General features: G+C 63.8%; 19 protein-coding genes. 2 read left to right on the top strand and 17 right to left on the bottom strand.

Annotated elements, in window-relative coordinates; translation table 11 throughout:
• Positions 1-102: 102 nt before the first annotated feature.
• The 17 genes from galK to AC0AII_RS05560 form a co-directional block, all read right to left on the bottom strand.
• On the bottom strand, positions 103-1,365 hold the full coding sequence (galK, locus tag AC0AII_RS05640) for a galactokinase (RefSeq protein ID WP_490446422.1): 1,263 nt from the start codon (positions 1,363-1,365) through the stop codon (positions 103-105).
• Complete coding sequence (galT, locus tag AC0AII_RS05635) at positions 1,362-2,645, bottom strand: galactose-1-phosphate uridylyltransferase (RefSeq protein ID WP_490446421.1); 1,284 nt, start codon at positions 2,643-2,645, stop codon at positions 1,362-1,364. The genes galK and galT overlap by 4 nt, the downstream gene beginning before the upstream one ends.
• An 82-nt stretch (positions 2,646-2,727) precedes the next feature.
• A complete protein-coding gene (locus AC0AII_RS05630) occupies positions 2,728-3,579 on the bottom strand; it encodes a DeoR/GlpR family DNA-binding transcription regulator (protein ID WP_082067561.1) in 852 nt (283 codons plus the stop codon).
• A gap of 219 nt (positions 3,580-3,798) precedes the next feature.
• Entirely contained in the window at positions 3,799-4,542 is a 744-nt protein-coding gene (locus tag AC0AII_RS05625; protein WP_463427921.1) for a polyprenol monophosphomannose synthase, read from the bottom strand.
• Positions 4,543-4,550: 8 nt separating this feature from the next.
• A complete protein-coding gene (locus AC0AII_RS05620) occupies positions 4,551-5,921 on the bottom strand; it encodes an NADH:flavin oxidoreductase/NADH oxidase (protein WP_490446420.1) in 1,371 nt (456 codons plus the stop codon).
• Positions 5,922-6,057: 136 nt separating this feature from the next.
• A complete protein-coding gene (locus tag AC0AII_RS05615) occupies positions 6,058-8,319 on the bottom strand; it encodes a transglycosylase domain-containing protein (protein ID WP_490446419.1) in 2,262 nt (753 codons plus the stop codon).
• Between the two features lie 41 nt (positions 8,320-8,360).
• The gene (locus tag AC0AII_RS05610; protein WP_024627458.1) at positions 8,361-9,080 is read right to left on the bottom strand and encodes a Crp/Fnr family transcriptional regulator; all 720 of its coding nucleotides are present in this window, start codon (positions 9,078-9,080) and stop codon (positions 8,361-8,363) included.
• Between the two features lie 123 nt (positions 9,081-9,203).
• A complete protein-coding gene (locus AC0AII_RS05605; protein WP_490446418.1) occupies positions 9,204-10,430 on the bottom strand; it encodes a lipoate--protein ligase family protein in 1,227 nt (408 codons plus the stop codon).
• Positions 10,412-11,386 (bottom strand): TM2 domain-containing protein, encoded by a 975-nt coding sequence (locus tag AC0AII_RS05600; RefSeq protein ID WP_490446417.1) that lies wholly within the window; start codon positions 11,384-11,386, stop codon positions 10,412-10,414. The genes AC0AII_RS05605 and AC0AII_RS05600 overlap by 19 nt, the downstream gene beginning before the upstream one ends.
• Before the next feature lie 30 nt (positions 11,387-11,416).
• Positions 11,417-12,460, bottom strand: a complete 1,044-nt coding sequence (locus AC0AII_RS05595) for a 3-isopropylmalate dehydrogenase (RefSeq protein WP_490446416.1) — start codon at positions 12,458-12,460, stop codon at positions 11,417-11,419.
• A 66-nt stretch (positions 12,461-12,526) separates the two neighbouring features.
• Complete coding sequence (locus AC0AII_RS05590) at positions 12,527-14,950, bottom strand: S9 family peptidase (protein ID WP_490446415.1); 2,424 nt, start codon at positions 14,948-14,950, stop codon at positions 12,527-12,529.
• A gap of 7 nt (positions 14,951-14,957) precedes the next feature.
• A complete protein-coding gene (locus AC0AII_RS05585; protein WP_490446414.1) occupies positions 14,958-16,148 on the bottom strand; it encodes an App1 family protein phosphatidate phosphatase in 1,191 nt (396 codons plus the stop codon).
• Between the two features lie 10 nt (positions 16,149-16,158).
• The gene (gene gcvH, locus AC0AII_RS05580) at positions 16,159-16,572 is read right to left on the bottom strand and encodes a glycine cleavage system protein GcvH (protein ID WP_101431993.1); all 414 of its coding nucleotides are present in this window, start codon (positions 16,570-16,572) and stop codon (positions 16,159-16,161) included.
• A 39-nt stretch (positions 16,573-16,611) separates the two neighbouring features.
• On the bottom strand, positions 16,612-18,210 hold the full coding sequence (locus tag AC0AII_RS05575; protein WP_490446413.1) for a L,D-transpeptidase family protein: 1,599 nt from the start codon (positions 18,208-18,210) through the stop codon (positions 16,612-16,614).
• Between the two features lie 87 nt (positions 18,211-18,297).
• Positions 18,298-19,335, bottom strand: coding sequence for an NAD(+) diphosphatase (gene nudC, locus AC0AII_RS05570; RefSeq protein WP_490446412.1), 1,038 nt, complete (start codon positions 19,333-19,335; stop codon positions 18,298-18,300).
• On the bottom strand, positions 19,332-20,189 hold the full coding sequence (locus AC0AII_RS05565) for an alpha/beta fold hydrolase (protein ID WP_490446411.1): 858 nt from the start codon (positions 20,187-20,189) through the stop codon (positions 19,332-19,334). The genes nudC and AC0AII_RS05565 overlap by 4 nt, the downstream gene beginning before the upstream one ends.
• Before the next feature lie 23 nt (positions 20,190-20,212).
• On the bottom strand, positions 20,213-20,842 hold the full coding sequence (locus AC0AII_RS05560) for an NUDIX hydrolase family protein (protein WP_490446410.1): 630 nt from the start codon (positions 20,840-20,842) through the stop codon (positions 20,213-20,215).
• A gap of 171 nt (positions 20,843-21,013) precedes the next feature.
• On the opposite strand from AC0AII_RS05560, the gene trxA reads away from it, so the two are divergent.
• Positions 21,014-21,358 carry a thioredoxin gene (gene trxA, locus AC0AII_RS05555; RefSeq protein ID WP_144085372.1) on the top strand — a complete coding sequence of 115 codons (345 nt, stop codon included), beginning with the start codon at positions 21,014-21,016 and terminating at the stop codon, positions 21,356-21,358.
• Positions 21,359-21,507: 149 nt separating this feature from the next.
• Positions 21,508-22,515: a resuscitation-promoting factor gene (locus AC0AII_RS05550; protein WP_490446409.1), complete on the top strand. Its 1,008-nt coding sequence runs from the start codon at positions 21,508-21,510 to the stop codon at positions 22,513-22,515.
• The last annotated feature ends 185 nt before the right edge of the window (positions 22,516-22,700 follow it).

Here is a 22,700-nt window from a genome sequence, read left to right as displayed (position 1 = left end):
CATCCACCTCACCCTTGACCGGCCCCTTGAAAACCGGGGCCCCGCTCCCCCAGCTTAGAGGAGCGCCGGGAGAAGCGGGGTCGTAAGAGTCTGCAGTCCGATTCAGGCTTCGCGCACGGCCGCCGATGAGGGCAGGGCGATCAGGGCTCTGGGAGCCTTGAATCCCTTGGAGGCGAATCGTTCGGCTATCTCACGGGCAAGATCGGAGCCCTTGCCGGCATCAGCCAGGGCGATGATGGATCCGCCGAACCCGCCGCCGGTCATGCGAGCCCCATAGGCCCCGCCCTGACGTGCCGCATCCACGGCCTCATCCAGCTCCGGGCAGGTGACCTCGTAGTCGTCCCTCAGGGAGTCATGGGAGGCGTTGAACAGGCGGCCGGCCAGGACGTAATCGCGCCTGCCAAAGGCCTCGATAAAGCGGTCCACCCGTCCTATCTCGCTGACCACGTGGCGTACCCGCCGACGCATGGTCTCATCGGGCAGCTGCTCCAGCAGGGCAGCCAGGGCGGATGGGGGATCAGCAGCGCCGTTGACCTGGTCTGCCGCCTGGCGCAGGTTGGCCACTCCCAGCAGATGCGCAGCCTGCTCACAGGTGGACCGTCGCTGATCGTATTGGCCGTCGTTGAGCTGGTGCTGGGCCCTGGTGTCGACGACCAGCAGCTCTAGCCCCGCAGCCTCCAGGTCGAAGGGGACCTGGCGAACATTGCTCATGGCATCCAGTTCTGGCCGGCAGTCCAGCCGCAGGGCGCAACCGGATCGACACCGCATGGAGGCGCTCTGATCCATGCCACCAGTGGAGGCTCCGGCCATATCGTTCTCCGACGCAATGGCAGCCTGGACCAGCCTGACCCGGCCAGCCTCGTCGCCGCCCAGTCCCAGATCGAACAGGTCATCCAGGGCCAGTGCCACAGCACAGGTCATGGCCGCCGAAGAGCTCAACCCGGACCCCACGGGCACGCAGGAGGCCAGAGCCAGGTCGAACCCTCGAACCTGAGGGAAGCCGTCCCGCTGCAGGGCCCATGCCACCCCGACCGGATAGGCTGCCCAGCCTCTCACTCCCCGAGCCTGAAGACCATCCAGATCAGCCTGGACCGGATGCTCCGGATCCATGGTGGAGACCAGACGGACCCGGCTGTCCGTCCTGGGACTGACGGCCACATAGGTACGAGTGGGCAGGGCGATGGGCAGGCAGAGCCCGGCGTTGTAATCCGTGTGTTCGCCGATCAGGTTGACCCGGCCGGGGGCGCTCCAGACGCCCTGAGGATCCTCCCCATAGACCTTTTGGAAGAGCTCCCGGGCCTTGGTAGCGCCTTGGCCGTCGGCGCCCTGGGTCCAGGCCTGCATGAATTCCACTGTCGTCGTCATTGATTCTCTCCATTCTCCAGGTCCAGGGGCCCCAGTTGGCGGAAACGGTCGGCGATCCGCTCGGGGGTGGTGTCCGACACCCAGGCAGCCATGCCTGACTCGGATCCGGCAAGATACTTGATTTTGTCCACGGCCCGACGGAAGGAGAAGAACTGCAGGTTGAGTCTGTAGTCCTCCCGCCGCGGATCGTGCAGCGGGGCCTGGTGCCAGGCAGCGATGTAGGGCAGATCCATCCCCCTGCCGTCGCCCTTGTCGAAGAAGGCATTGCCCCGCTTGAGCAGGGTGGAATACATGACGGCCAGGTCCCAGCGCTCCTGGTCGTTCAGCTGGTCCAGGCTCAGAATCCCGTCGCGGACGGGTGCCACGTGGACCTCCAGGGGCCAGCGGGCGGCGGCGGGCACATAGGCCACCCAAGTGGCGTTGCGGAAGACCACCCGCCGGCCGGAGTCCAGCTCGGCCTTGAGGATGTCCGCCAGGAGGTTGCCGCCGGTGCGCTCCCGGTAGTCGGCGCACTGCCGCAACTCCTGCTCCAGCCGGGGGGCGATGAAGGGGTAGCAGTAGATCTGTCCGTGGGGGTGAGCCAGGGAGACGCCGATCTCCTGGCCGTGGTTCTCGAAGGGGAAGATCTGTTCGATGCCCTCCATGGCCGAGATCTCAGCAGTCCGGAAGGCCCAGGCCTCCACCACCGTCCGCAGACGGGAGACCGGCAGATCGGCAGGCAACGCGTGCTCGTCAGGGTCGAAGCAGACCACCTCGCAGCGCCCATTGGCTTCGCGCACCGGCCAGAGGGGGTTGCCGTCCACCAAGGAGGGCTGGTTGGCCGCCTGCGTACTGGGCACCTGCATCATGGAGGGGAAACGGTTCTCGAAGACCGCCACGTTGTAGTCCACATCGGGGATCTCCCCATCCTGGTAGGGGTCTCCCGGCTTTCTGGCGGCCAGGGGGTTGCCCTTGGCGGTGGCCTGCGGTCCGGCGGTGATGGGCCGGTTCATCCGGGCCGTGGCCATGGGAATCCAGTCGCCGGTCAGAGGGTCCCGGCGCATCTGCGGCGGCTGGAAGGGCACCGTCCTGCCCTCCTGATCCTGATGGGGGGCGAACCGGTCGGTCAGCGGACGGGGATCGTCCAGACGCCTGGTCCTGCGGCCGGAGACGTACTCAGGATCGTCGTCCAGGTAGAAGAACCGGCGCCCGTCGGCCAGCCTGGTGGGGGTGATGCGGATGTGCTCCCTGGCGTAGTCGCCGGGAACATACCGCTGAGGGACATACTGCTCTGACTTCATGCTGCTCCTTCATCGTCCGTGATGATTGACAATCCATGGCAACCAGCTATGGCAACCCACGCACCCCAGTGTGACCGATCGTTCATTGAGTCTGATCCTCAGACCCATCGGTGGGTTGAGCCTGGCCTTCCTCGGGGTTGACCGGCACCAACACCAGCCGCTTGACCAGGGAGCGGGTGGCCTCGGCCGACTCCTGGTCCAGCTGGTCGTCGGTGATGACGGTGTCCACCTGGTCGAAGGAGGCGAACAGGGACAGGGAGGTGCAGCTCCACTTGGTGTGATCGGTCAGGATGATGGTCCGGTCGGCGATGTCCATGAGCGCCATATCGGTGGCCGCCTCCAGGGAGTTGGGCATCAGGAAGCCGCGGGGTATGGAGACCGAGTGGGTCCCCAGAAAGACCGTGTTGACCCGCAGGGAGGCGATGACCTTGTCTGCAATGGGGCCTACCAGGGAGTTGGACCGGGTGATGACGCCGCCAGTGACGATGACCTCGACGTCCTTGCTCTCCATGGCCTGCACCAGTTCGGCCACGGGGATGGAATTGGTCAGCAGGGTCACGCCGGCGCACTGACGGCTCTCCAGGAGGTGCTGGGCGAAGACATAGGCCGTGGTCCCGCCGCCGATGGCGATGACATCGCCCGGGGAGACATAGTCGATGGCGTGACGGGCGATGGTGTCCTTGAGGCCCATGTCCATCTGCGACTTGACCGAGAAGAGCGGCTCAGCCAGCAGCGAGCTGGTGGTGACGGCCCCTCCGTGGACCCTCTTAAGCAGGCCCTTGTCCGCCAGGTCGGCAATGTCCCGACGGATGGTCATGGCGGAAACGCCCAACTCCTTGGAGAGGGCGGTGATACGGACTGCGCCACGAGTACGCAACCGGTTCAATATCAGGTGTTGGCGTTGTGACGATATCATTCGAACATTATCGCACACATTCGCCCAAATTGGCAAGCCGGCCATTGGACTGTGGTCGCGGTCCAAAAACAGGGGCGAACAATCGATGTTTCTTCGATACCCCGACCATTCTTCCATACGCCAGAGGCCTGCCGCGGCTATTGCGGCAATCTGTCAACCAAGGCACATTCTGTCTTCAAGTCGCCCACAAGGGCCTGCGGGGTCGCCCGAGAAAGCGAACACGATGGCGATGCAATGTCAGTTTCGATGGGTCAACCGTTCAAGTCCCCACAGGGTCACCTGGACCATGGCCTCCAGAACGATCCCGGCATCCATCTTTGAACTGCCGCGGACCCGCTCCACGAAGACTATAGGCACTTCGACGACGCTCAGGCCCATGGCCTGGACCCGACGCAGCATATCCACCTGAAAGACGTAGCCGCTGGAGCGAACCCTTCCCAGATCGATCCGCCTCAGCACGTCCGCTCGATAGACCCGCAGGCCGGCGGTCATATCCCGCACGGAGGACCCCAGGGCGGTGCGAGCATACCAGGATCCCAGACGCGAGATCAGGTCCCGATACCAGGGCCAATGTTGAGTGCGGCCTCCGCGCACCCGGCGCGAGCCGATGACCAGATCCGGATGCGCCTTGCCTCGGGCCACCGCCAGCATCCTGGCCAGATCCTGGGGCCGATGGGAGCCATCCATGTCCATCTCGCAGATCAAGTCATAGCCATGCCCCAACGACCAGCGGAAACCCTGCACGTAAGCTGGGCCCAACCCGCGGCGGTCCTGCCGATGGATGACGTGCACGCGAGGGTCGCGCTTGGCCATGTCCTCGGCCTTGGCACCGGTGCCGTCCGGCGAGTTGTCATCGACAACCAGAACATCGACTTCCGGACAACAGGCCAGCAGCTGCGGAAGGATCACCCCGATATTGTCGGCCTCCTGATAGGTGGGCATGACCACAATGGTTCCTGCTCTGCCACCAACAGCGTCCATGGCCGCTCTCAGCGTGCGATGCCGTAGGCCCCGCGCCGGTAAGGCTCAGGGTAGGGTGCCTGCTGAGCGGACAGCCCCAGTTTGTAGGCGGCCCTGAGCGGCCAGTAGGGGTCGCGCAGGCTGGCTCGACCGATCTCAACCGCATCGGCCAGACCCTTGCGTACGATCCGGTCAGCCTGCCTGGGCTTGGTGATCAGCCCCACCGCTGTGGTGGGAATCAGCACCTGGCTGCGCACCTGGTAGGAGAAGGGCACCTGGTAGTTGGGAGCAGCCGGGATCTTCACGCCTGGCACCAGCCCCCCGGTGGAAACGTCAATCAGATCCACCCCGTGCAGCTTGAGCACCTTGGCGGTGCGGATGGTCTCGTCCAGACCCCAACCGCCAGTGGCCCAGTCGGTGGCGGACATGCGCACCAGCAGGGGCATGCCCGAGGGAATGACCTCGCGCACGGCATCGGTCACCTGGATCAGCAGACGCATTCTGCCGGACAGGTCACCCCCGTACTCGTCGCTGCGTCGGTTGACCAGGGGATCCAGGAACTGGGAGAGCAGGTAACCGTGGGCAGCATGCAGCTCCACTCCCAGGAAGCCGGCTTGAACGGCTCGCACGGCAGCGGAACGGAAGTCAGCCACGATGGAGGCTATCTGCGCCCGCGAGAGCTGCACCGGGACCGCCATCCTCCCGAAGGCGATGGGGCTGGGGCCTACGGGCTGCCAGCCTCCTTCGGCCACAGGCACGGTGGCGTTGATATAGCCCATGGAGGAGCACCCGGAGGAGCCCTTGCGCCCGGAATGGTTGAGCTGGACGATGGGGACGGCTCCAGCAGCCTTGACATCCCGGACTATGCCCTGCCAGGCCCTGGTCTGCTCGTCGTCCCATAGCCCCACGTCGCAGGGAGAGATCCGCCCTTGGGGATTTACGGCCGTGGCCTCCCCGATGACGACCCCGAAGCCGCCAAGGGCCCTGGACACATAGTGCTGATAGTGGAAGTTGGTAGGAACCCCGTCATGCCGCAGGGACGAATAGGTGTCCATGGGCGGCATCCAGATCCTATTGCGGATGTGCTGGTCGCGCAGTTCCATGGGCTGGAAGAGCGCAGGCAGGGCCTTCTCCCGTCTTCTTCCCGATTTTGGTTTCCTGGCCTTGTTGACTCTTTTCGCCTTCTTGGCCTTCTTGTCCTTTTTGGACGATTTGATCCCCTTGGCAGCCTTGCCAGTCTTCTTCTTGCCGTCGGCGGCATCCGACTCAAAGGACCAGATCGGTTTGGACACATCCAACCTGCCAGAGCCGCTCACCGGCCCCGGAATGGCCTGATCCTCATGAACCCGGCCGTCGGCCCGAGGGGCCTTGTCATCCAGCTCTGAATATTCCTGGACCATCTGTTCCTGCCTCTCCCGGCGGACGGCCGTACCCCTCGTGGTCCCGCCCGTCGACGAATCCCTAATGATCTCCATTGTAGGCACAGCCTCGCTCGGGTCCCAGCCGCGGCCCGCTAGGCAGTCATCTGGCCAGGTGCTAGTCAGCCGCGGGCGCCGTTTGAGCCGCTTCCGAGGCGAGTTCCCCGACCTCCGGCTCCTGCGCTTCCACGCCACGGATCATCTGCCGCTGCTGCATCGGAGCCGGCTGCTGAGGCTGGACCCCGCCAGTGAAGCGTGCATCGGGATTGCCATAGGAGTTGTCCGGTTGAATATTGGCAGCTGCCAGGTAGGTGTTCATGAACTCCTTCCATGCCGGGGTGGCGATGTACATGCCGTACCAGGTACCCATGGACCGTCCGTTGATGACCTTGCCATTGAAGGAGACCTGGCCCTCGGCATTGCCCACAGTGACGAAGGAGGCCACCTGGGGCACGAATCCGCCGGTCAGCATGTACTTGTCCTCATGGGTGCCCGTCTTGGCGAAGGTCTTGCGGCCCCCGTCCAGCTGGGTCACGGCCGCCTCGCCTCCGGGCTGGACCACGCCCTGGTTGAGGGCATAGGCGGTGGTCTCGGCGATGCCCGGGTCGATGGCCTGATGGCAGTTGGCCTTGGGCACCTTGATGGACCGTTTGTTCTTATCGATCACCTTGGTCATGGCGATAGGGCTGCAGGCCACGCCCTTGGCGGCGATGGTGGCGTAGACGTTGGCCATGGTCAGCGGGGAGGCCTGGACCGATCCGATGGTCATGGGCGGCTGGAAGCTGTTGTCTGAGTGGATGTCCATCTGGTCCTTGGGCGAATTGTGGTAGCCCATGTCCTTGGCTGTATCCGCTATGGTGCACAGGCCGATCTGCTGGGCCATGGAGGCCTGGGTGGTGTTGTGCGAGCGAATCAGGCCCTGCAAGGGGCTCTCCGGCGAAGTGGTGCCGCCGCCCGAGTTCTCAACGTGCCAGCTGCCCGTGCCGAATCCATAGGGGGTGCCGTCAGCCGTCTTGCAGGCGAAAGCGGTCTGCGGATAGCTGGTGGAGGTGCGCAGAGGCTGATTGATGGACTTGCCGGCCTTCATCCAGGCCACCAGATTGATGGGTTTCCAAGTGGAGCCCACGGGGAAGCCCCATCCGCCGCCGTCCTGCTGATCCACTGCATAGTTGATGGCCGTGCGGGTGCCGCCGCCGGAGTTCTGGGTGGCGTCGTAAATGCGGTTGATGCCGAAGCCCAAAACCTCGCCGGTGCCCGGGCGAATGGCCGCCATCGTGACCTCGAAGCCGGTCGGGTCATCCACGGGGATGGTGTCCCGGGCCGCCTTCATGGCTGCGGCGTTGGCATTGACGTCCATGGTGGTGTAGATGTCCAGGCCGCCCTCCTTGAGGAGTTTGTTGCGATCCTCCTGGCTCTTGCCGAACTCCTTGGAGTTGAGGATCTGCTTGGTCACGTAGTCACAGAAGAAGGCCGCATCCCCGGCCGCCTGGCAGCCGGCGTCCGCAGACTGCACATGCAGCATCTGATCCAGCGGCTTGGCCTTGTTCTCCTCATACTGGCGCTGGCTGATGTAGTTCTCCTGCCGCATCAGATCCAGGACGATGTTCCGCTGCTCCTGAGCGGCTTTGATATTGACAGTTGGGTCGAAGCGTGCGGGATTCTTGGTCACGGCGGCGATGGTGGCCGACTCGCCCGGATCCAGCTCCTTGGCCGACTTGCTGAAATAGCGCCTGGCCGCCGACTCAACCCCGTAGACGTTGGTTCCGAACTGGGCGATATTCAAGTACCCTTGAAGAATCTCGGCCTTGGAGTACTTCTTCTCCATCTGCACCGCTATCAGCATCTCCCGCATCTTGCGGGCTATGGTCTCCTCCTGGGCGTGGTACTCGGCGATGGGGTCGTTGTTTTCCTCGGCCTGGTTCATGAGCACGTTCTTGACGTACTGCTGGGTCAGGGAGGAACCGCCCTGGGTGTCGCCCTGCTTGATGTAGGTCTGGATGAAGGCCCTGAGCACGCCCTGGGTATCCACGCCTGCATGCTCGAAGAAACGACGATCCTCACGGGCCACCACGGCCTTCTGCATGTAGTCGGAGACATCCTTGATGGGCACTACGATCCGGTTTTGTGCATAGAAGGTGGCGATGACGGTATGCCCGTCGGAGGCGTAAAGGCGGGACTGCTGGGGCAGATCGTTGACGTTGAAGTCGATGTTCTCCGTCTTCAGGGCAGGCATCAGATTCCTGGAGACGGCGTTGATGCCGAAGACTGCGGGGAACAGAAAACCAGAGACGACCACGCCACCTGCGACGCAGAAGATGAGGTAAGCCAGCAGCAGCGTGAAGAAGCGCCTGACCGACATGGATTTCTTTTGTTCGGGCATGGTCTCCATCCTAGGCCGTTGGCTCTACCGGGCAGCGGCGTTCACATGCGTGAGCGTCGAATCAAAGGTCCGGGCTGGAAAATGATGATGGTGCGGCCCTTGCGAGAGATCCATCCCCGGTTGGAGAAGTCCATCAGGGCCTTGTTGACGGTCTCCCGTGAGGCTCCGACCAGCTGGGCCAGCTCCTCCTGGGTCAGATCGTAGGGAACCATCAGCCCCTGCTCGAAGGGCTCGCCGAAGCGTGTGGCCAGATCCAGCAGGGTCTTGGCCAGACGGGCCGGCACGTCCAGGAAGACCAGGTCGGAGATGCGCTCGTTGTCGGTCCGCAGGCGATGGGCCAGCACCTGAAGCATGTCCACAGCCACCTTGGGATGCTGGTTGAGCCAATCGAAGAGGGCATCGTGATCCAAGGCAGCCACCTTGGTCTTGTTGACCATGACCACAGCCGAGGCGGTACGCGGCCCGCCGGAGGGGTCAAAGACGGGAATTTCGCCCAGGATCTCCCCGCGCCCATGGATGCTGAGCAGCTGGATGCGGCGGTCGGGCGACTGGCGGACCAGCTTGACCCTGCCCTCCTCCAGCAGATACATCCGATGGTCGGTGTCCCCCTGTCGGAAGACCGTGGACCCCTTGGCATAAGTGGACTCGTGCATGGTGTCCAAAAGCTGGTCGGCGTCCTGCCTGGGCACCTGTTTGAATAGGGCGGTCTGCCTGAGGGCGTTCCCGTCATCGGGAATCTCGTTGGGCTTGTGAACCGCCATACTCCGCACTCCTTTTCGCCATGTCTGGCGGGTCTGCACCGACTCACGCATAGTTGATGACCTCGCGCCGGGTTCGACACGACTGAGCACGATTATACCCACACACATCAACCCCCTTGCCGGTCAGGCGATCTGGGCGGTCCACTCCCCACGGCCGTAGCGCTGCCGGGCCAGAGTGCGGGCCCGTTGCTCAACCTCGGGCGCAGGACTTGATATGCGTAGATCCGACACCAGGGAGGGCAGGGTGTCCAGAAGGGCATCGATCAGGGATCGACGGGACAGACTGGTCTGCCTGTCGATGGGATCCACCCGGCTTCTGACCGAGGTCACGGCCTTGTCGTGGAATTTCGCCGGATCCACCTTGAGCACCTGGGCCATCAGATCAGGATCCACTGAGTAGGAAAGCGTGGTGTGGTGGAGCAGTCCGCCCGGTCCGCGGGAGCCTGCCGGCAGCCTGCGCTGGGCGGCGCCCCCCATCTTGCCCCGCGGGGAGGCGATGTCATTCATGCCCTGCCATCCGGCCTGAATCCCCTGCATGCGCAGACCGCGAACCAGCCAGTAGTCGCAGATCCGGTAGGAGTCGATCAGATCGGTCCCCTTGACGAAGTCCAGGGGCAGATAGAGCGAATAGGTGATGGCCCGGTCGGGCTGAATGACCATGGTGCCACCGCCGGTGCATCGGCGAACCAGGGTAAAGCCCAGACTGCGCGCCCGATCCGCGTGGACCTCCTGGCTCAGGGACTGGAAGCGCCCCAGGATCACTGCCGGCGCCGACCAATTCCAAATGCGCAGGGTGGGCAGCAGCCGGCCTTGGGCCACGGCATCATTGAGGGCCTGATCCATGGCCATCTGCATGACGGGCTCCCGTGGGCGGTCCCTGATCAGATTCAGCTTTAGGCCGGACCAACGGCGGCGGCATTCGACCTCGTCCAGCTGCGACTGTTGAAAAGACGTCTGCTCGGGCTCCTCGTGCCTGTGGCTGACCAGGCCATCCGGCAGGGCGCGCTCCAGTGCGGTCACCAGGGTCCATGGGGACACGCCGACTACCCGTTGACCATCCCCCTCTGCCATGACCTTGTCCAGCCTCTTCAGCGCCAGACCAGGATCCAAGGGCAGCGGGATACCACAAATTGCGGATTCCAGCCGGGACACCGGCCTATGATCCTCCTCGTCTTCACGGGAGGCGGTCGGGGCCGGCTCCGTAAAGAAGTCGCCGTCAATCCTGCAGGAAGTGATGACTGGATGGGAGTCTGGCCCCTGGCCCAAGGCCAGGGTTACGGCCGCAAGTTTACCGCCCATCTGCTTGCCGACGCCGCGCAGAAGGGCCGGATTCAATCCGTCAACTCCCATCCGCGAGCGTCGCGATGCCAGAAGGAGCCGGTTGAGGATGACAGAATCAGGATACCTTCGATCAGCCCCCAGATTATGGCGATGGTCGGCCCAATGAAGAAGAAGAGGAACCCGATCAGGGTGAGCATGAGCTGAGCCACACCGCGGCCGGTTCTGCCCAGGTAGAAGTTGCCCACGCCGAAGCAGCCCAGAAAGATGCTGAGCAGTCCGGCAGCCAGCTTGCTGTGTGGAGTGGGTGATATTGGATAGGGACTCCTGCCGCTGGGCATAGCCCCGGGATACCCGCCCTGGGACATGCCCGGGTAGGGCCAAGGCATAGGAGCCTGCGGTGGATACTGCCCGCCAGGATACTGATTGCCTGGATACTGTCCTGTTGGGTATCGATTGCCCGGGTATCCACTCAGTGGGTACTGGCCAGACGGGTACTGGCCGGGATAGCCCGGTCCCGGTTGATAGGGACTTGGAGGATTCTGGCCCCCAGGATACTGGCCACCGGAATACTGCCCAGCAGGATACTGCTGACCGGTCGGATACTGCTGACCAGCTGGATACCCGGCCGTCGGATACTGACTGGGCCGATAGGGCCCTGCCTGATACGCCCCAGGATATTGTTCGCCCTCCTGAGGGGCAAACGGGTATCCGGCATTGCCCCTCTGCCCTGTCGGATACCCATCATGGGGATACTGACTGGCGGGAAACTGCCCGGTCTGATAGGGGCTCTGGTTCCCCCCGCCGACATCATGGCCAGCTGGATAGCCCGAAGCCTGCTGCTGCCCGTCGGCTGCATCTGGACCTGACTGGCCCGGCTGCGCTGCGCTGGCAGCGGCATCTTCCCCGGCAGGTTCCTGATGCTCGGGCGGAACCTGCGGGAACGGGGAGGGACCGAAGCCGGGATTCCCTGTCGGCATATCGCTGGACTGCCGGTCGTCCGGCTGGGGGGCATCATCCATAGTCATGCCCTCCAGTCTAGCCGCCATCCGGCCCGATCACAGACGGCTTAGGATATCCCTGCCGATCTGCTCCGTGCTCCGCTGGGTGGAGCCGGAGCGTTCGATGTCATCCTCCACGGCCCGTTCGATGCTGGCCGCCTCATCCTCGAAGCCCAGATGATCCAGGAGCATCCCGGCCGAGAGGATGGCCGCCGTGGGGTTGGCGATCCCCTTGCCGGCGATGTCGGGGGCGGACCCGTGGATGGGCTCGAACATGGATGGGTAGGTGCCTGAGGCGTTGATGCAGCCGGAGGCCAAGTAGCCCACGCCTCCTACCACAGCCCCCGCTTCGTCCGTGAGGATGTCGCCGAAGAGGTTGTCGGTCACGATCACGTCGAAGCGGCTGGGTTCGGTCACCAGGAATATGGTGGAGGCGTCGATGTGCAGGTACTCGCGCTCCACATCGGGGTACTCCTGACCCACCTGGTCAACCAGCCGCTGCCACATGTCTCCCGCGTTGGTCAGCACGTTCTTCTTATGAACCAGAGTCAGGCGACGGCGACGCTTCATGGCCAGCTGGAAGGCGTAGCGGATGACCCGTTCCGCCCCGTAGGCCGTGTTGATGGAGACCTCGGTGGCCACCTCCTGGGGGGTGCCCCGGCGAATGGAGCCGCCGGCCCCGGCGTAGAGCCCCTCAGTGCCCTCACGCACGACCACGAAGTCGATGTCACCCGGATTGGCCAGGGGCGACACTACGCCCTTGTAGAGCTTGGATGGACGGAGGTTGACATACTGATCCAGCTCGAAACGCATTTTCAGCAGCAGTCCCCGCTCCAGAATGCCGGCCTTGATCCGGGGGTCGCCGATGGCCCCTAGGAGGATGGCATCCTGCTGCTTGAGCCGGTCCAGATCCTCGTCGGGCAGAACGGCTCCATCACGCAGGTAGCGCTCAGCGCCCAGGTCGAAGTCCTCATAGCGGATATCAGCCTTGCCCCGGGTCACCTTCTCCAAAACAGCCTGAGCCTGGGGAACGATCTCCTTGCCGATGCCGTCACCGGCAATGACCGCAATGTGATATGTTTTCTGCTTGCTATTTGTCATACCCCGAGCATAACGAGCCTGCCAGGGCCCTTTCCCGACCCCGACCGAATCCCGGACAGGCCAGGTTCAGCAGCTTTGAGGGACCATGATGGACAGGCACCAGGCGTTCTCGAAGGCCAGCTCCTCCCACTGCCGGTAACGTCCGCTGATGCCTCCGTGGCCTGCCTGGACCTCGATCCTGATCAGCGCATCGGCCCCCACCTGCGGCTCCTGCAGCCTGGCCACCCACTTGAGCGGCTCCACGTAGAGCACCCGGGTGTCGTTCATGGATGTGGTCACCAGGATGGCAGGGAAGTGGTCGCTGCCGAAGAGCCGGCGCCTGCTATCAGCGTCAGGCACGTTCTCGTAGGGCGAGTAGGAGCGCATATACCGGTAGACCTGCTGATCATGCAGGGGGTCTCCCCACTCATCCCATTCGGTCACGGTCAGCGGCAGGTCCGGGTCCAGGATGCTGGTCAGCGCATCCACGAAGGGCACATCCGCCTCGATGCCGGCATAGAGCTGAGGGGCCATGTTGGCCACGGCCCCCATCAACAGCCCGCCGGCCGACCCGCCGTTGGCCACCGTATGACGTGGATCCGCCCAGCCCTGGGCCTGCAGGGCGGCAGTCACGTCGATGAAGTCCAGGAAGGTGTTGACCTTGTGCAGCCGGCGGCCCTGCTCGTACCAGGCGCGGCCCATCTCCCCGCCGCCGCGCACATGGGGGACGGCGTAGAGCACGCCTCGGTCCAGCAGGCTGAGCCTGCCGGTGGAGAAGCCCGGGTCCTGGCTGATCTCGTAAGCTCCATATCCGGTGATGAACATGGGTGCAGACCTGTCCGGATCATGGTCTGGCCAGGGACGGCGCTCGGGATGGTCGGGGGCCTGGATGACCGTGTCATCGGGCCCGGTCCTCCCGCAGGCATCCAGCCCCGGATGCATCCCCCGCCGCCAGACCAGGGAGACCGGCACCAGAGCGCCATCCCTGACACGGACCAGAACCCGACGCTCGGCATAGCGCTCAGGCCGGAAATCACCCAGCACCCGGGCCCGCTTGAGCAACCGGTCCACGCCCCGGACCGGGTCCAGCTCGCGCAGCTCGGCCGGGGTCCCATAGCTGCCCCGGATGTAGCGCAGCCCGGGGGCCTGGTAGGAGGGGTTGTCCGCGGGGCCGATGCTGTAAAGGCGGTCAATGCCGTCCCTGGCCTGGCCGGGCAGGACCTCATGGAAGCGCCAGGGCCGACCAGCCCGCAGATCTTCAAGTGCCTGATCCTTGGCGATGACAGCCATATGAGGCAGGCTGTCAGCCCGGTAGGTCAGGACCACGAAGCTGCGGTGGATGCCCAGCCCCTCGATGCCCAGCCCGCGAGCGCCTTGAAGAATGTCGGGATTGCCTGGATCCCGATAGGGCTTTTCGGGCGGCTGGGAGGCCAGGACTCCGGAGCGCTCGCAGCCGTAGGGGCTGCCCTGGGCCAGCCGCACCCCTTCTCCCAGACGGAAAGGCGGACGGTGGCTGCGCAGATCGATCAGATCCACCTCGAAGTTGGGGTTGTTGACATTGTGGTAGACCACAGCCACCGGCAGGTCCTCCCCTGCCGGACCGGCATCTTCGAACCTGGCCAAGCTGATGTCGTACTCGACCCCCTCCTTGCGAGGGATCAAGGGCACAAACTCCCCCTGAGGCTCCTTCAGATCCAGCATGAGCACCTCGCTGGTGGTCTTGGACCCGGTGGCAATCAGCATGGCGGATTCGTCGTAGCTCAGGCCCAGCCCCACCCAGAAGCGCTCATCGTCCTCCTGGTAGACCATGACATCCTGGTCGGCCGAAGTGCCCACCTCATGCCGCCAGACCGTGTCCGGACGCCAGGCCTTGTCCAGGCCGGTGTAGAAGACCCATCGGCCGTCGGGGGTCAGCACTGCCCCGGAGGAGACCTGGTCGATCCGATCAGACAGATCTCGGCCTTGGGAAAGATCCCGGATGCGCAGGTCGTAGCGCTCGTTGCCCCTGGTGTCCAGTCCGTAGAGCATCCATCGACCGTCGGCGCTCAGATCCAGACAACCCAGGGAGAAAAAGTCGTGGCCTTCAGCCTCGGCGTTGGCATCAAAGATGACCTCCTCGCCCGGCATGGATCCAGGCGCCGATGAGGCCTGAACTGTTGGAGGATCCCAGTCATCCTGGCCGCGCACCGGCAGACGGCACTGCACCCCGTACTCCTGGCCCTTGAGCGTCCGGGAGAAGTACCAGTAGCCGTGCATCCGTGTTGGCACCGACATGTCGGTCTGCTGCACCCGGTCGGTGAACTCCTTGAGCAGGGTGGCCCGCAGACCCTTCTGGCCGGCCAGCCGTTCCTGGCAGTAGCTGTTCTGGTCGCGCACATAGGCCTTGGTGGCAGGATCCTCCCGGTTGCGCATCCACTCGTAGGGATCTTCGAAGTGATCCCCATGGAAGCATCGATCAGTGGGACGGCGTTGTGCACGAGGAGGCGCGGGATTGACGGCCGAAAAACTCATGGGGCGATTATATTCTGGCGCGACGACGCAGATAGGGCAGCAGGGTTCGCATCAGGTTGGCGCCCGTGGTCCCGTAGAAGACCGGCACCTGCGTCACCGGCATCGGCTGGGTGGCAGTGCGCTTGAACAAGGACCCCAACCCGGTCTCCGAGGGGCTCAGCTGGCGGATGCCGATGGCCAGGACCCGGTCCGGATATTGACGCACCACCTGGGCGAAGGTGGCAGGGTCGCTCTGCCCGTCATCGCCCATGAGCACGAAGCGCATCTGTGGGAAGTCGGCCATGAGCTGGCGGATGAACTCCATCTTATGCTGCACGATGGAGGGCACGAAGGTCTTGGGCCTGGGATCCAGGTCCCGCAGTAGCAGGGGGCCGGCCGGAAAGCCGTGGTCGCGAATGAAGCCGCGTATGGACCCCTCTACATTCCAGGGCGAGGCCGACAGATAGAAAAAGGGCATCCGGGGGTCCAGGTCGCGGATGCGGTTGTAGAGCACGGCCATGCCCGGCACCGAGGATCTGCGGTGCGGATTCGACAGAAGCAGGTTCCAAGCAGCCTTCCAATGATTGGGCACCTGGCTGATCATGATGGTGTCATCTACATCGGATATGACGCCAACCGGCGTTTGGCTGGGCACGATGTACAGCGGCGCGTCGACAGGCCTGCGGCCCCGCACCTGGTAGGAGACCCGGTGCACGCCTGGGGTCAGCCGATGCTCGGCCACCAGATCCAGGTAGCCCGATCGGTCGGAGAAGACCGCATCCGCGCTCAGGCTGCGGCTGGGATCGACGGCATCGTAGACCGAGGAATCGCCCACCTGGACCCTCCCGATGGCGGTGCTGTCGATGGCCAGCCTGACCCTGGTCCGGGGCGCGGGTACGGTCAGCAGACCGCGAATGCCCCGGATGGCCGGATCCTCGCGTCTGCGGCCGTCGGTCAGAATAGTGCGACAAATCAGCCGGGAGTATGACTCGGTACCATAACCCACATAGGGTTGAACGTCGGCCGACCAGCCCATGCGGCCGGTCATATTGATGGACAGCCCCACCCAGAGGTCGAAGGCGCCCGTTACCAGATGCCTCAGCAGACGCACCGGAGCAGGTCTGCTCTCGATGTCCTCCCCAGGCGCGGCTGAATCGAAGGTGGTGCTGACAGATCGGACCCGCAGGGGCCCTCCGTCACGGCCGGATCGCCTGGTCATATCCGAACCGTCAGTTCAGGCTCTTCAGCAGCTGACCGTACTCCTCGGCGCTCATCAGATCGGGCTCATCGTCCTCCAGATCGATCTTGGCTATCCAGCCCTCCCCATAAGGGTCGGCATTGATGACCTCCGGATCGTCCGAGGCCGCCCTGTTGACATAGGCGATGGTGCCCGCCACTGGGCAAACCACCGGCTCCACCGCCTTGGAGGACTCGAGCTCGATGACCTCGTCGCCAGCATCGACGTGGGTGCCGGTCTCAGGCAGATCCAAAAATACCAGGTCTCCCAACTGGTTTGCCGCATACTCGGTCACGCCCATGGGCGCAGGAGACTGACTGGGATCAATCCAGACATGATCCTGGGAATACCGCAGGTGGTCGGGCACATCCAAACGGGAGGTTCCATCACTGTGTTCATCGCTCATGGTTCCAGCCTACTCGACCGTCTGCCGCGACAGGTGCATCTACCGGGCCGGACCCGGCGGAACCTGACCCTCCACCTTGACCATGGTCCCGGCCGGGGCGTTGTCGTAGATCCACTTGGCATCCTGCTCGTACATATTGATGCAGCCGTGGGAACCGTAGTGGGTGGGGTCGCCCTTGGCGATGCCCCCGTAGTTCCAGTCGGCCGTGTGGAAGCCCTCGCTGCCGTTGTAGTAGGAGACCCATCGGACATTGGGCGAGACGTAACCTGGCCCGCGCATGGTCTGGACTGTGTAACGCACGTTGATGAAGAAGGTGCCGGTATCTGACCAGTCGCCGTCGTAGGGGCTGCCCGAGCAGATGGGGAAGGTTTTGACCTCGGTGGTGCCATGGTAGGCTGTGGCGGTCTGATCGCTCAGGTTGACCCGGATCCAGATGTCGCCGTCAGGCACGTCGTAGCGGGCCACACGCGTCTGCTCTTTATGCGGGGTGACCTCGGCACGCGCCTGGACCGGGTTCGTGTCACCCTGGACCAGGGCCTTGACGACCAGATCAGCTGTGGCGGGTACATCCGAAACCCGAACCCCGTCCACACCCTTGGTGGTCTCGGCTACCACTTCGCCCTTGGTGTTCTTGACGTTGACGGCGGTGACCATATCCCGATCCAGATGCCGGGCCAGCTCCTGGTCCAGATACTGCTGGATGGCCTGCCGATCGAAGCCCAGCTCCATGGTCCCCTTGCCGAGGTCTGTCACCGGCTTGACCCAGGTGGCCACGGTGGCTGCCGGAACAGTCATGACATCGTCATCGGTCCCCTTGATGACCAGGTCCTTGGCCAGCCGTTGATTGGCTTGAGAAGCCACCTGATTGGCCGTATCCAGGCTGATGGGCATGCCCACGTCCTTGTAGACCAACCCTACGGCCAGCCGCCTGCCGGGCTTGTCTATCAGGGAGGAGACAGCATTTTGCACACGGCCCAGCTCGGGCCCCTTGCCGCCACGCCCCTCCTGGGCCCTGAAAGCGTGGGCGCCGGAATCAAAGACGATAGTAGAGGGAACGGAACGGTCCTGGCGGTCGATGAAGTGCTCGGTCAGATACTTATTCATGGCCAGTTGGTCCTGCTCGGCCACCAAGTGTACAGATTCGCTATGGAAAGGGTTGAGCCGGGAAATACCTGCGGAGCCCTTGGCAGTCATGACCCTTGTGACCGTGGCATCCTGATCCACGCTCACACCCAAATCCTTGAGCCCAGCCCGCGCGGAAGCCCCTTCGCCTTTGAGTTCCACCTGGGAGTCACGCACCTGCTGATCGACGATCTGACGGACTTGGTCGCTGGTCCGGCCCATCATCATCTTTCCGCCCAAGGTGACGCCGGGGGCCACCCGATCACGGAAGAAGGCACGGGCGCCGAACCAGCACCCTACCAGAAGCAACACAGCCAGAAGCAGCAGGGCCAGGATGGTACGCCCCCGATGACGGCCCGACGAGGCCTCGTGGGCAGGACCTGAGCCCAGTGCCCGATTTGCTTGCTGATCAGCGGACAGGTCCACAGGGTCGGGCCCGTCGCCGGTCGTCGGCGGCATGGTCACAGTTTCGGCCTGGTCGACGTCCGAGATACGAGGCTCTTCTTGCCCCTCCATGGCCATAGCACACCTTTCGCTGCATACAGTTCCCTGCAATATCTTACGACAGGACCGGGTCCGAAAGCACGGGACTTGCCAAATGGGTCAGAGCTCGCTGCCGTACCACTGTGCAATCATGTACCTGGCTACGCTGGCTGCCTGGGGTATGCGCAACCGGCCTGAGGCCAGGGCCGCGCCAAATTCCTCCCGCGTAAACCAGTTGGCGTCATCGGTCTCCTGACCATCCACCCGGATATCCGTATTCAAGGATCTGGCTCTGAAGGCCACCATCAGGGAGGATGGGAAGGGCCAGGGCTGGGAGCCCAGGTACCGCATCTCCCCCAGGTTCAGGCCCACCTCCTCCAGGGTCTCCCGCCGGACTGCATGCTCCAGATTTTCCCCCGCCTCGACGAATCCTGCAGTGACTGAACGAAAATCGGGAGCCCACTGCCGATTGTGCTGGAGCAGAAGCCGATCGCGGCTGTCCACCACAGCCATGATCACCGCGGGTTCGATGCGGGGAAAGAGCGTGTGCCTGTCTCCTGATGCACTCCCCTGGCAGATCTGAGCCCACCCGGCCTGGCAAGGATGGACCGGAGCGCCGCAGCGTGGGCAGAAGGCCTGGCGTCCATGCCACACGGACAGAGCGACTGCGCAGGTTGCCAGGCCCACCTGCCGCGGACGGCCATGAGGGGCGTACTCGCGCAGGGCGAGCCAATCGAAGCGCTGGTCCGCGGCCTGGGCCAGGTCACGAAGGGGGTCCTGGACAGCCCGACCAGCGCAGGCAAGATCCAGATCCAGAGCCAGCCAGGCCTGATGGTCGGCCGTCCCCAGGTAGTAGCAGGGCGGCTCAGACTGGCCCGTCGAGCCTGCCAGCGGACCCCGCAAGTACGCAGCAGGCAGGGTGGCCAGACGGATGCTGGCACCGGTGCGACCAGCCAAGGCCCCCTTGCCCCTAGGCACGGCCACCTTCTCCCCCCGCACCAGGATGACCCCAGTGCCCTCCTGGTCCAGCAGGCGGTCAAGCAGCCCGGGCTGTTGCCGCGATGCCGTGTCATAGTCCACGTCCCCCTGAACCAGGGGCAGGAAGGGCAAGGGCCCGGTAAGGGCCAGCGGGGAAAAGACCGTTTCAGGATCACTCATGCCTGCCTCCTTACACGATCAACCAGGTCCAGCAGGGCAGCGGCCACCTGATCTGGATGCTCGACGGCGCTGAAGTGGCCACAGTCATCGATGGCGGTGAAAGTCACGTCTGTTCCGGCCCGGCGCATGGCCTGAGCCAGAGGCTCCATGGCGCGTGGCGGGCTGGAGGGATCGCAGCGACCGCTCACCAGGGCCACGGGCACTCTGATGCGGCCAGCCAGGTCGCTCTGATCCGGGCGGCCTGCAGCCATGCGCTCCCGCCAGGCGATGCCCTGGGGGTCCTGGGACTGTATCCATTCGGTCATGGTCTGCACGAAGGCGGGCGAGCGCTTGACCGTGGAATCGCCCTCCTGGGGCCTGGCGAAGTGCATGACCGGATCCAGCGTCCCCTCCACCTCGCAGGTTCTGGCGATCTGCAGGCGGTTGGCCCGGGAGGCCGGACGGTCAGCCATCATGGTGGTATCGCACAGGGCCAGCCCGGCCACCGTCTGCGGGTAAAGCCTGGCCACGGCCTCTACCAGGTAGCCTCCCATGGAAAGTCCGACCCAGATGGCCTTCTGCGCCCCCGTAGCGGCGATCATGTCCACAAAGGCCTGAGCCATGGCATCCAGGGCGCCAGGCAGGGCGCCATCAGAGTCAGCCGGACCAGAGGACGCCGGCTCAGGCAGGGGGCAATCGCCTGCCCCGGGCATATCCGGAGCATAGACGGGGAAGGGGGCCATACCCGCACGATCCGCTTGGGCGATCAGCGAGGCCGCACAGCGATCCCACATGCGGTGGTCCACGGGAAAAGCATGGACCAGCACCAGCGGCAATCCCTTCCCATGGCGATATACGGTATTGGCAATGGTCATGCTCGCCTCCAAGGATTCGCGATTCACAGCGCACCGGCCCAGGTCAAGGCGCTCATCAGCACCCTGCCGTGCCCGCCGGGCATCTGGCTTATGAAGGACTCCAGCATGTCGCTCTTGGGATCGATCCACTCCACATCCAGGGTCTCATCCTGGGGCTTGCAGTCCCCGGCCACCGGCACCAGATAGCACAGAGCAATGGCATGCTGGCGCGGATCGTAGTACTCCGAGACCCCCGGCGTGGGGAAGAACTCAGCCACGGTGAAGGGCTGGGGGCTGGCAGGAAGCACAGGCAGGGCCAGCTGGCCCAGATCCTTGGCGATGTTTCTGGCCAGAGCCTCCCTGATGGTCTCGTGGTAGAGAATCCGCCCGGTGATCAGAGTGCGCTCGATGTTGCCCTGATCATCCACGCGCAGAAGGGTACCCACCTGGGTGACGGCGCTCATCTCGTCCACGCGAACCGGCACTACCTCCACATAGGGCATGGGCAGACAGCGCCGCGCACGGTCGATGGCGTCTCGATCCAGCCATCCAGGGGGATTCGAACCCGAAAAGCCTCGGTTGAAGTCCTCTGGGGTGATGTGGGAGAAGGCGCCACGGTCGCGATCGGCATCGAAGTCGTCATCATCGGGAATCTCGTCGTTCAGCACTGGCATGGTTCCATTATCCGTACCAGGCTTGACTGCCCACGGGACCCCGTCGGACATCTCCACCCAGAGCATATTCGGGCGCTTTCTCCAGCCTTGATGGAATGCTGATGATTGAAAGCGGTTGCTAAGCACGGGAGCTTCCCGCGCGACAGTCAAACTACTTTAAGGAGCGTTATCATGGCCACCACGACTATTACCTCGGAAAACTTCGAGCAGACCATCAAGGACAACGATCTGGTGCTGATTGACTTCTGGGCCACCTGGTGCGGACCCTGCAAGGCCTTCGGCCCCATCTTCGAGAAGGCTTCGCAGGCCAACACCGACATCGTCTTCGGCAAGGTGGACATCGACCAGAACCAGGATCTGGCCGCGGCCGCCGACATCCAGGCGGTGCCCACCCTGATGATCACCAAGCAGGGGCAGATCATCTTCAAGCAGGCCGGCGCGCTCAGGTCTTCGGATCTGGATGACCTGATCGACCAAGCACGCAAGGCCGATTTGTCAACCCCGGCACAGGTCTGAGTCAGTCGAGTTGGTTCCACAACAGGTTTGCACTAAAGTAGAGCTGTGTGTGTCCAGTGACCCTTTCGGCACTGCCGGAAGCGTGCGGTCGATAGGAACTGACCAGTCGACTGATCACTGAGGATCTGTCGGTTCAACAGAGGAGAGCAATGGCGAACCACCGTAGAGGACGGATGAGTGCGGTCAAGGCTCTGACCAAGCGTCAGTGGCTGCGATTGGCTGCCGGTGTCACCGTTCTCGGCATGGTTATTGGCGCGGGCTTCGTCTCGCGCGACTTCTATACATCCACTGAGAGCTCGGCCAAGTCAGGCGTAACTTCCTATTCCGCTACCCAGAATCTGGGCACAGTGTCCCGTGGGAGCACCAGACAGGCTATCCGCAATGGTGCGGGCGGTGCCAATTCCGATACCTCCTACGTGAATGTGCAGATCAACGGAAAGAACAAGGTGGTGCTGGGCAACGGCTTCACCAATGTCAAATCGGTCCTGGAGGCCGGAGACATCACCCTGCAGCCGGGCGACCAAATCACCCCCTCACTGACCAGCCGGGTCAGCGAGAAGACCGTCATCCGCATCGACCGGGCCAACGCCCAGGTCAAGACGGATGAATCGCCCATCCCCTTCAACACCATCGAGGAGAAGACCGACTCCCTGCCTGCAGGCACCACCAAGGTCAAGACCGAGGGACAGAACGGCGTCATGGAGACCACCAGCCTGGTCACCGCAGCCGGCAACAAGCACCTGACCAGCAACATCTTCGCATCCTTCGTCAAGACTGTCCCCGTGGACAAGGTGATCCTGGTGGGCACTGGCGGTGGCGCCCCTGCGCAGTCCGGTTCGACTACCACCACGACCCCTGTGGGCGAAGCCCAGAGCATCGCGCATGATCTGGTCACCTCCCGCGGCTGGGGCGAAGACCAATTCACCTGCCTGGTACAGCTGTGGAACAAGGAGTCCGGTTGGCGGACCAATGCTGCAAATCCCTCAGGCGCCTATGGCATTCCCCAGGCATTGCCCGGCAGCAAGATGGCCTCGGCTGGCCCCAACTGGCAGACCGATGCCCACACCCAGATCGTCTGGGGACTGGGCTACATCCAGGGCCGTTACGGGAATCCCTGTGGCGCGTGGGCCCAATCCCAGTCATCCAACTGGTACTGATCCCTTTTCTTCCGGACCGAACAAGCAATCCCCGGTGGGCTCCCTTAGCCTGTCGGGGATTCTTGCATATTCGGCCGATACTGATCAGTCACAGTCGTAGCCTCTTGCCCAGAGGTGCTTCAACACCACGATCCTGGGATCAGAACCCACTCGCTTGCCATAACAAACTACAGCCAGGGATCGCT

The sequence above is a fragment of the Bifidobacterium sp. VU/mBH4 (B4) genome, assembly GCF_058199535.1.
Note: the sequence above shows the minus strand (reverse complement) of the source record. Positions and strands in the feature narration are given on the sequence as shown.

Excerpts from the sequence above, each read along its gene's own strand:
- AC0AII_RS05565 (WP_490446411.1), bottom strand. The coding sequence starts at position 20,189 with ATGACCATTGCCAATACCGTATATCGCCATGGGAAGGGATTGCCGCTG.
- nudC (WP_490446412.1), bottom strand. The coding sequence starts at position 19,335 with ATGAGTGATCCTGAAACGGTCTTTTCCCCGCTGGCCCTTACCGGGCCC.
- AC0AII_RS05600 (WP_490446417.1), bottom strand. The coding sequence starts at position 11,386 with ATGACTATGGATGATGCCCCCCAGCCGGACGACCGGCAGTCCAGCGAT.
- AC0AII_RS05620 (WP_490446420.1), bottom strand. The coding sequence starts at position 5,921 with ATGGTCCAGGAATATTCAGAGCTGGATGACAAGGCCCCTCGGGCCGAC.
- AC0AII_RS05575 (WP_490446413.1), bottom strand. The coding sequence starts at position 18,210 with ATGGAGGGGCAAGAAGAGCCTCGTATCTCGGACGTCGACCAGGCCGAA.
- galT (WP_490446421.1), bottom strand. The coding sequence starts at position 2,645 with ATGAAGTCAGAGCAGTATGTCCCTCAGCGGTATGTTCCCGGCGACTAC.
- trxA (WP_144085372.1), top strand. The coding sequence starts at position 21,014 with ATGGCCACCACGACTATTACCTCGGAAAACTTCGAGCAGACCATCAAG.
- galK (WP_490446422.1), bottom strand. The coding sequence starts at position 1,365 with ATGACGACGACAGTGGAATTCATGCAGGCCTGGACCCAGGGCGCCGAC.
- AC0AII_RS05590 (WP_490446415.1), bottom strand. The coding sequence starts at position 14,950 with ATGAGTTTTTCGGCCGTCAATCCCGCGCCTCCTCGTGCACAACGCCGT.
- gcvH (WP_101431993.1), bottom strand. The coding sequence starts at position 16,572 with ATGAGCGATGAACACAGTGATGGAACCTCCCGTTTGGATGTGCCCGAC.
- AC0AII_RS05610 (WP_024627458.1), bottom strand. The coding sequence starts at position 9,080 with ATGGCGGTTCACAAGCCCAACGAGATTCCCGATGACGGGAACGCCCTC.
- AC0AII_RS05625 (WP_463427921.1), bottom strand. The coding sequence starts at position 4,542 with ATGGACGCTGTTGGTGGCAGAGCAGGAACCATTGTGGTCATGCCCACC.
- AC0AII_RS05595 (WP_490446416.1), bottom strand. The coding sequence starts at position 12,460 with ATGACAAATAGCAAGCAGAAAACATATCACATTGCGGTCATTGCCGGT.
- AC0AII_RS05615 (WP_490446419.1), bottom strand. The coding sequence starts at position 8,319 with ATGCCCGAACAAAAGAAATCCATGTCGGTCAGGCGCTTCTTCACGCTG.
- AC0AII_RS05550 (WP_490446409.1), top strand. The coding sequence starts at position 21,508 with ATGGCGAACCACCGTAGAGGACGGATGAGTGCGGTCAAGGCTCTGACC.
- AC0AII_RS05605 (WP_490446418.1), bottom strand. The coding sequence starts at position 10,430 with ATGGGAGTTGACGGATTGAATCCGGCCCTTCTGCGCGGCGTCGGCAAG.
- AC0AII_RS05585 (WP_490446414.1), bottom strand. The coding sequence starts at position 16,148 with ATGACCAGGCGATCCGGCCGTGACGGAGGGCCCCTGCGGGTCCGATCT.
- AC0AII_RS05560 (WP_490446410.1), bottom strand. The coding sequence starts at position 20,842 with ATGCCAGTGCTGAACGACGAGATTCCCGATGATGACGACTTCGATGCC.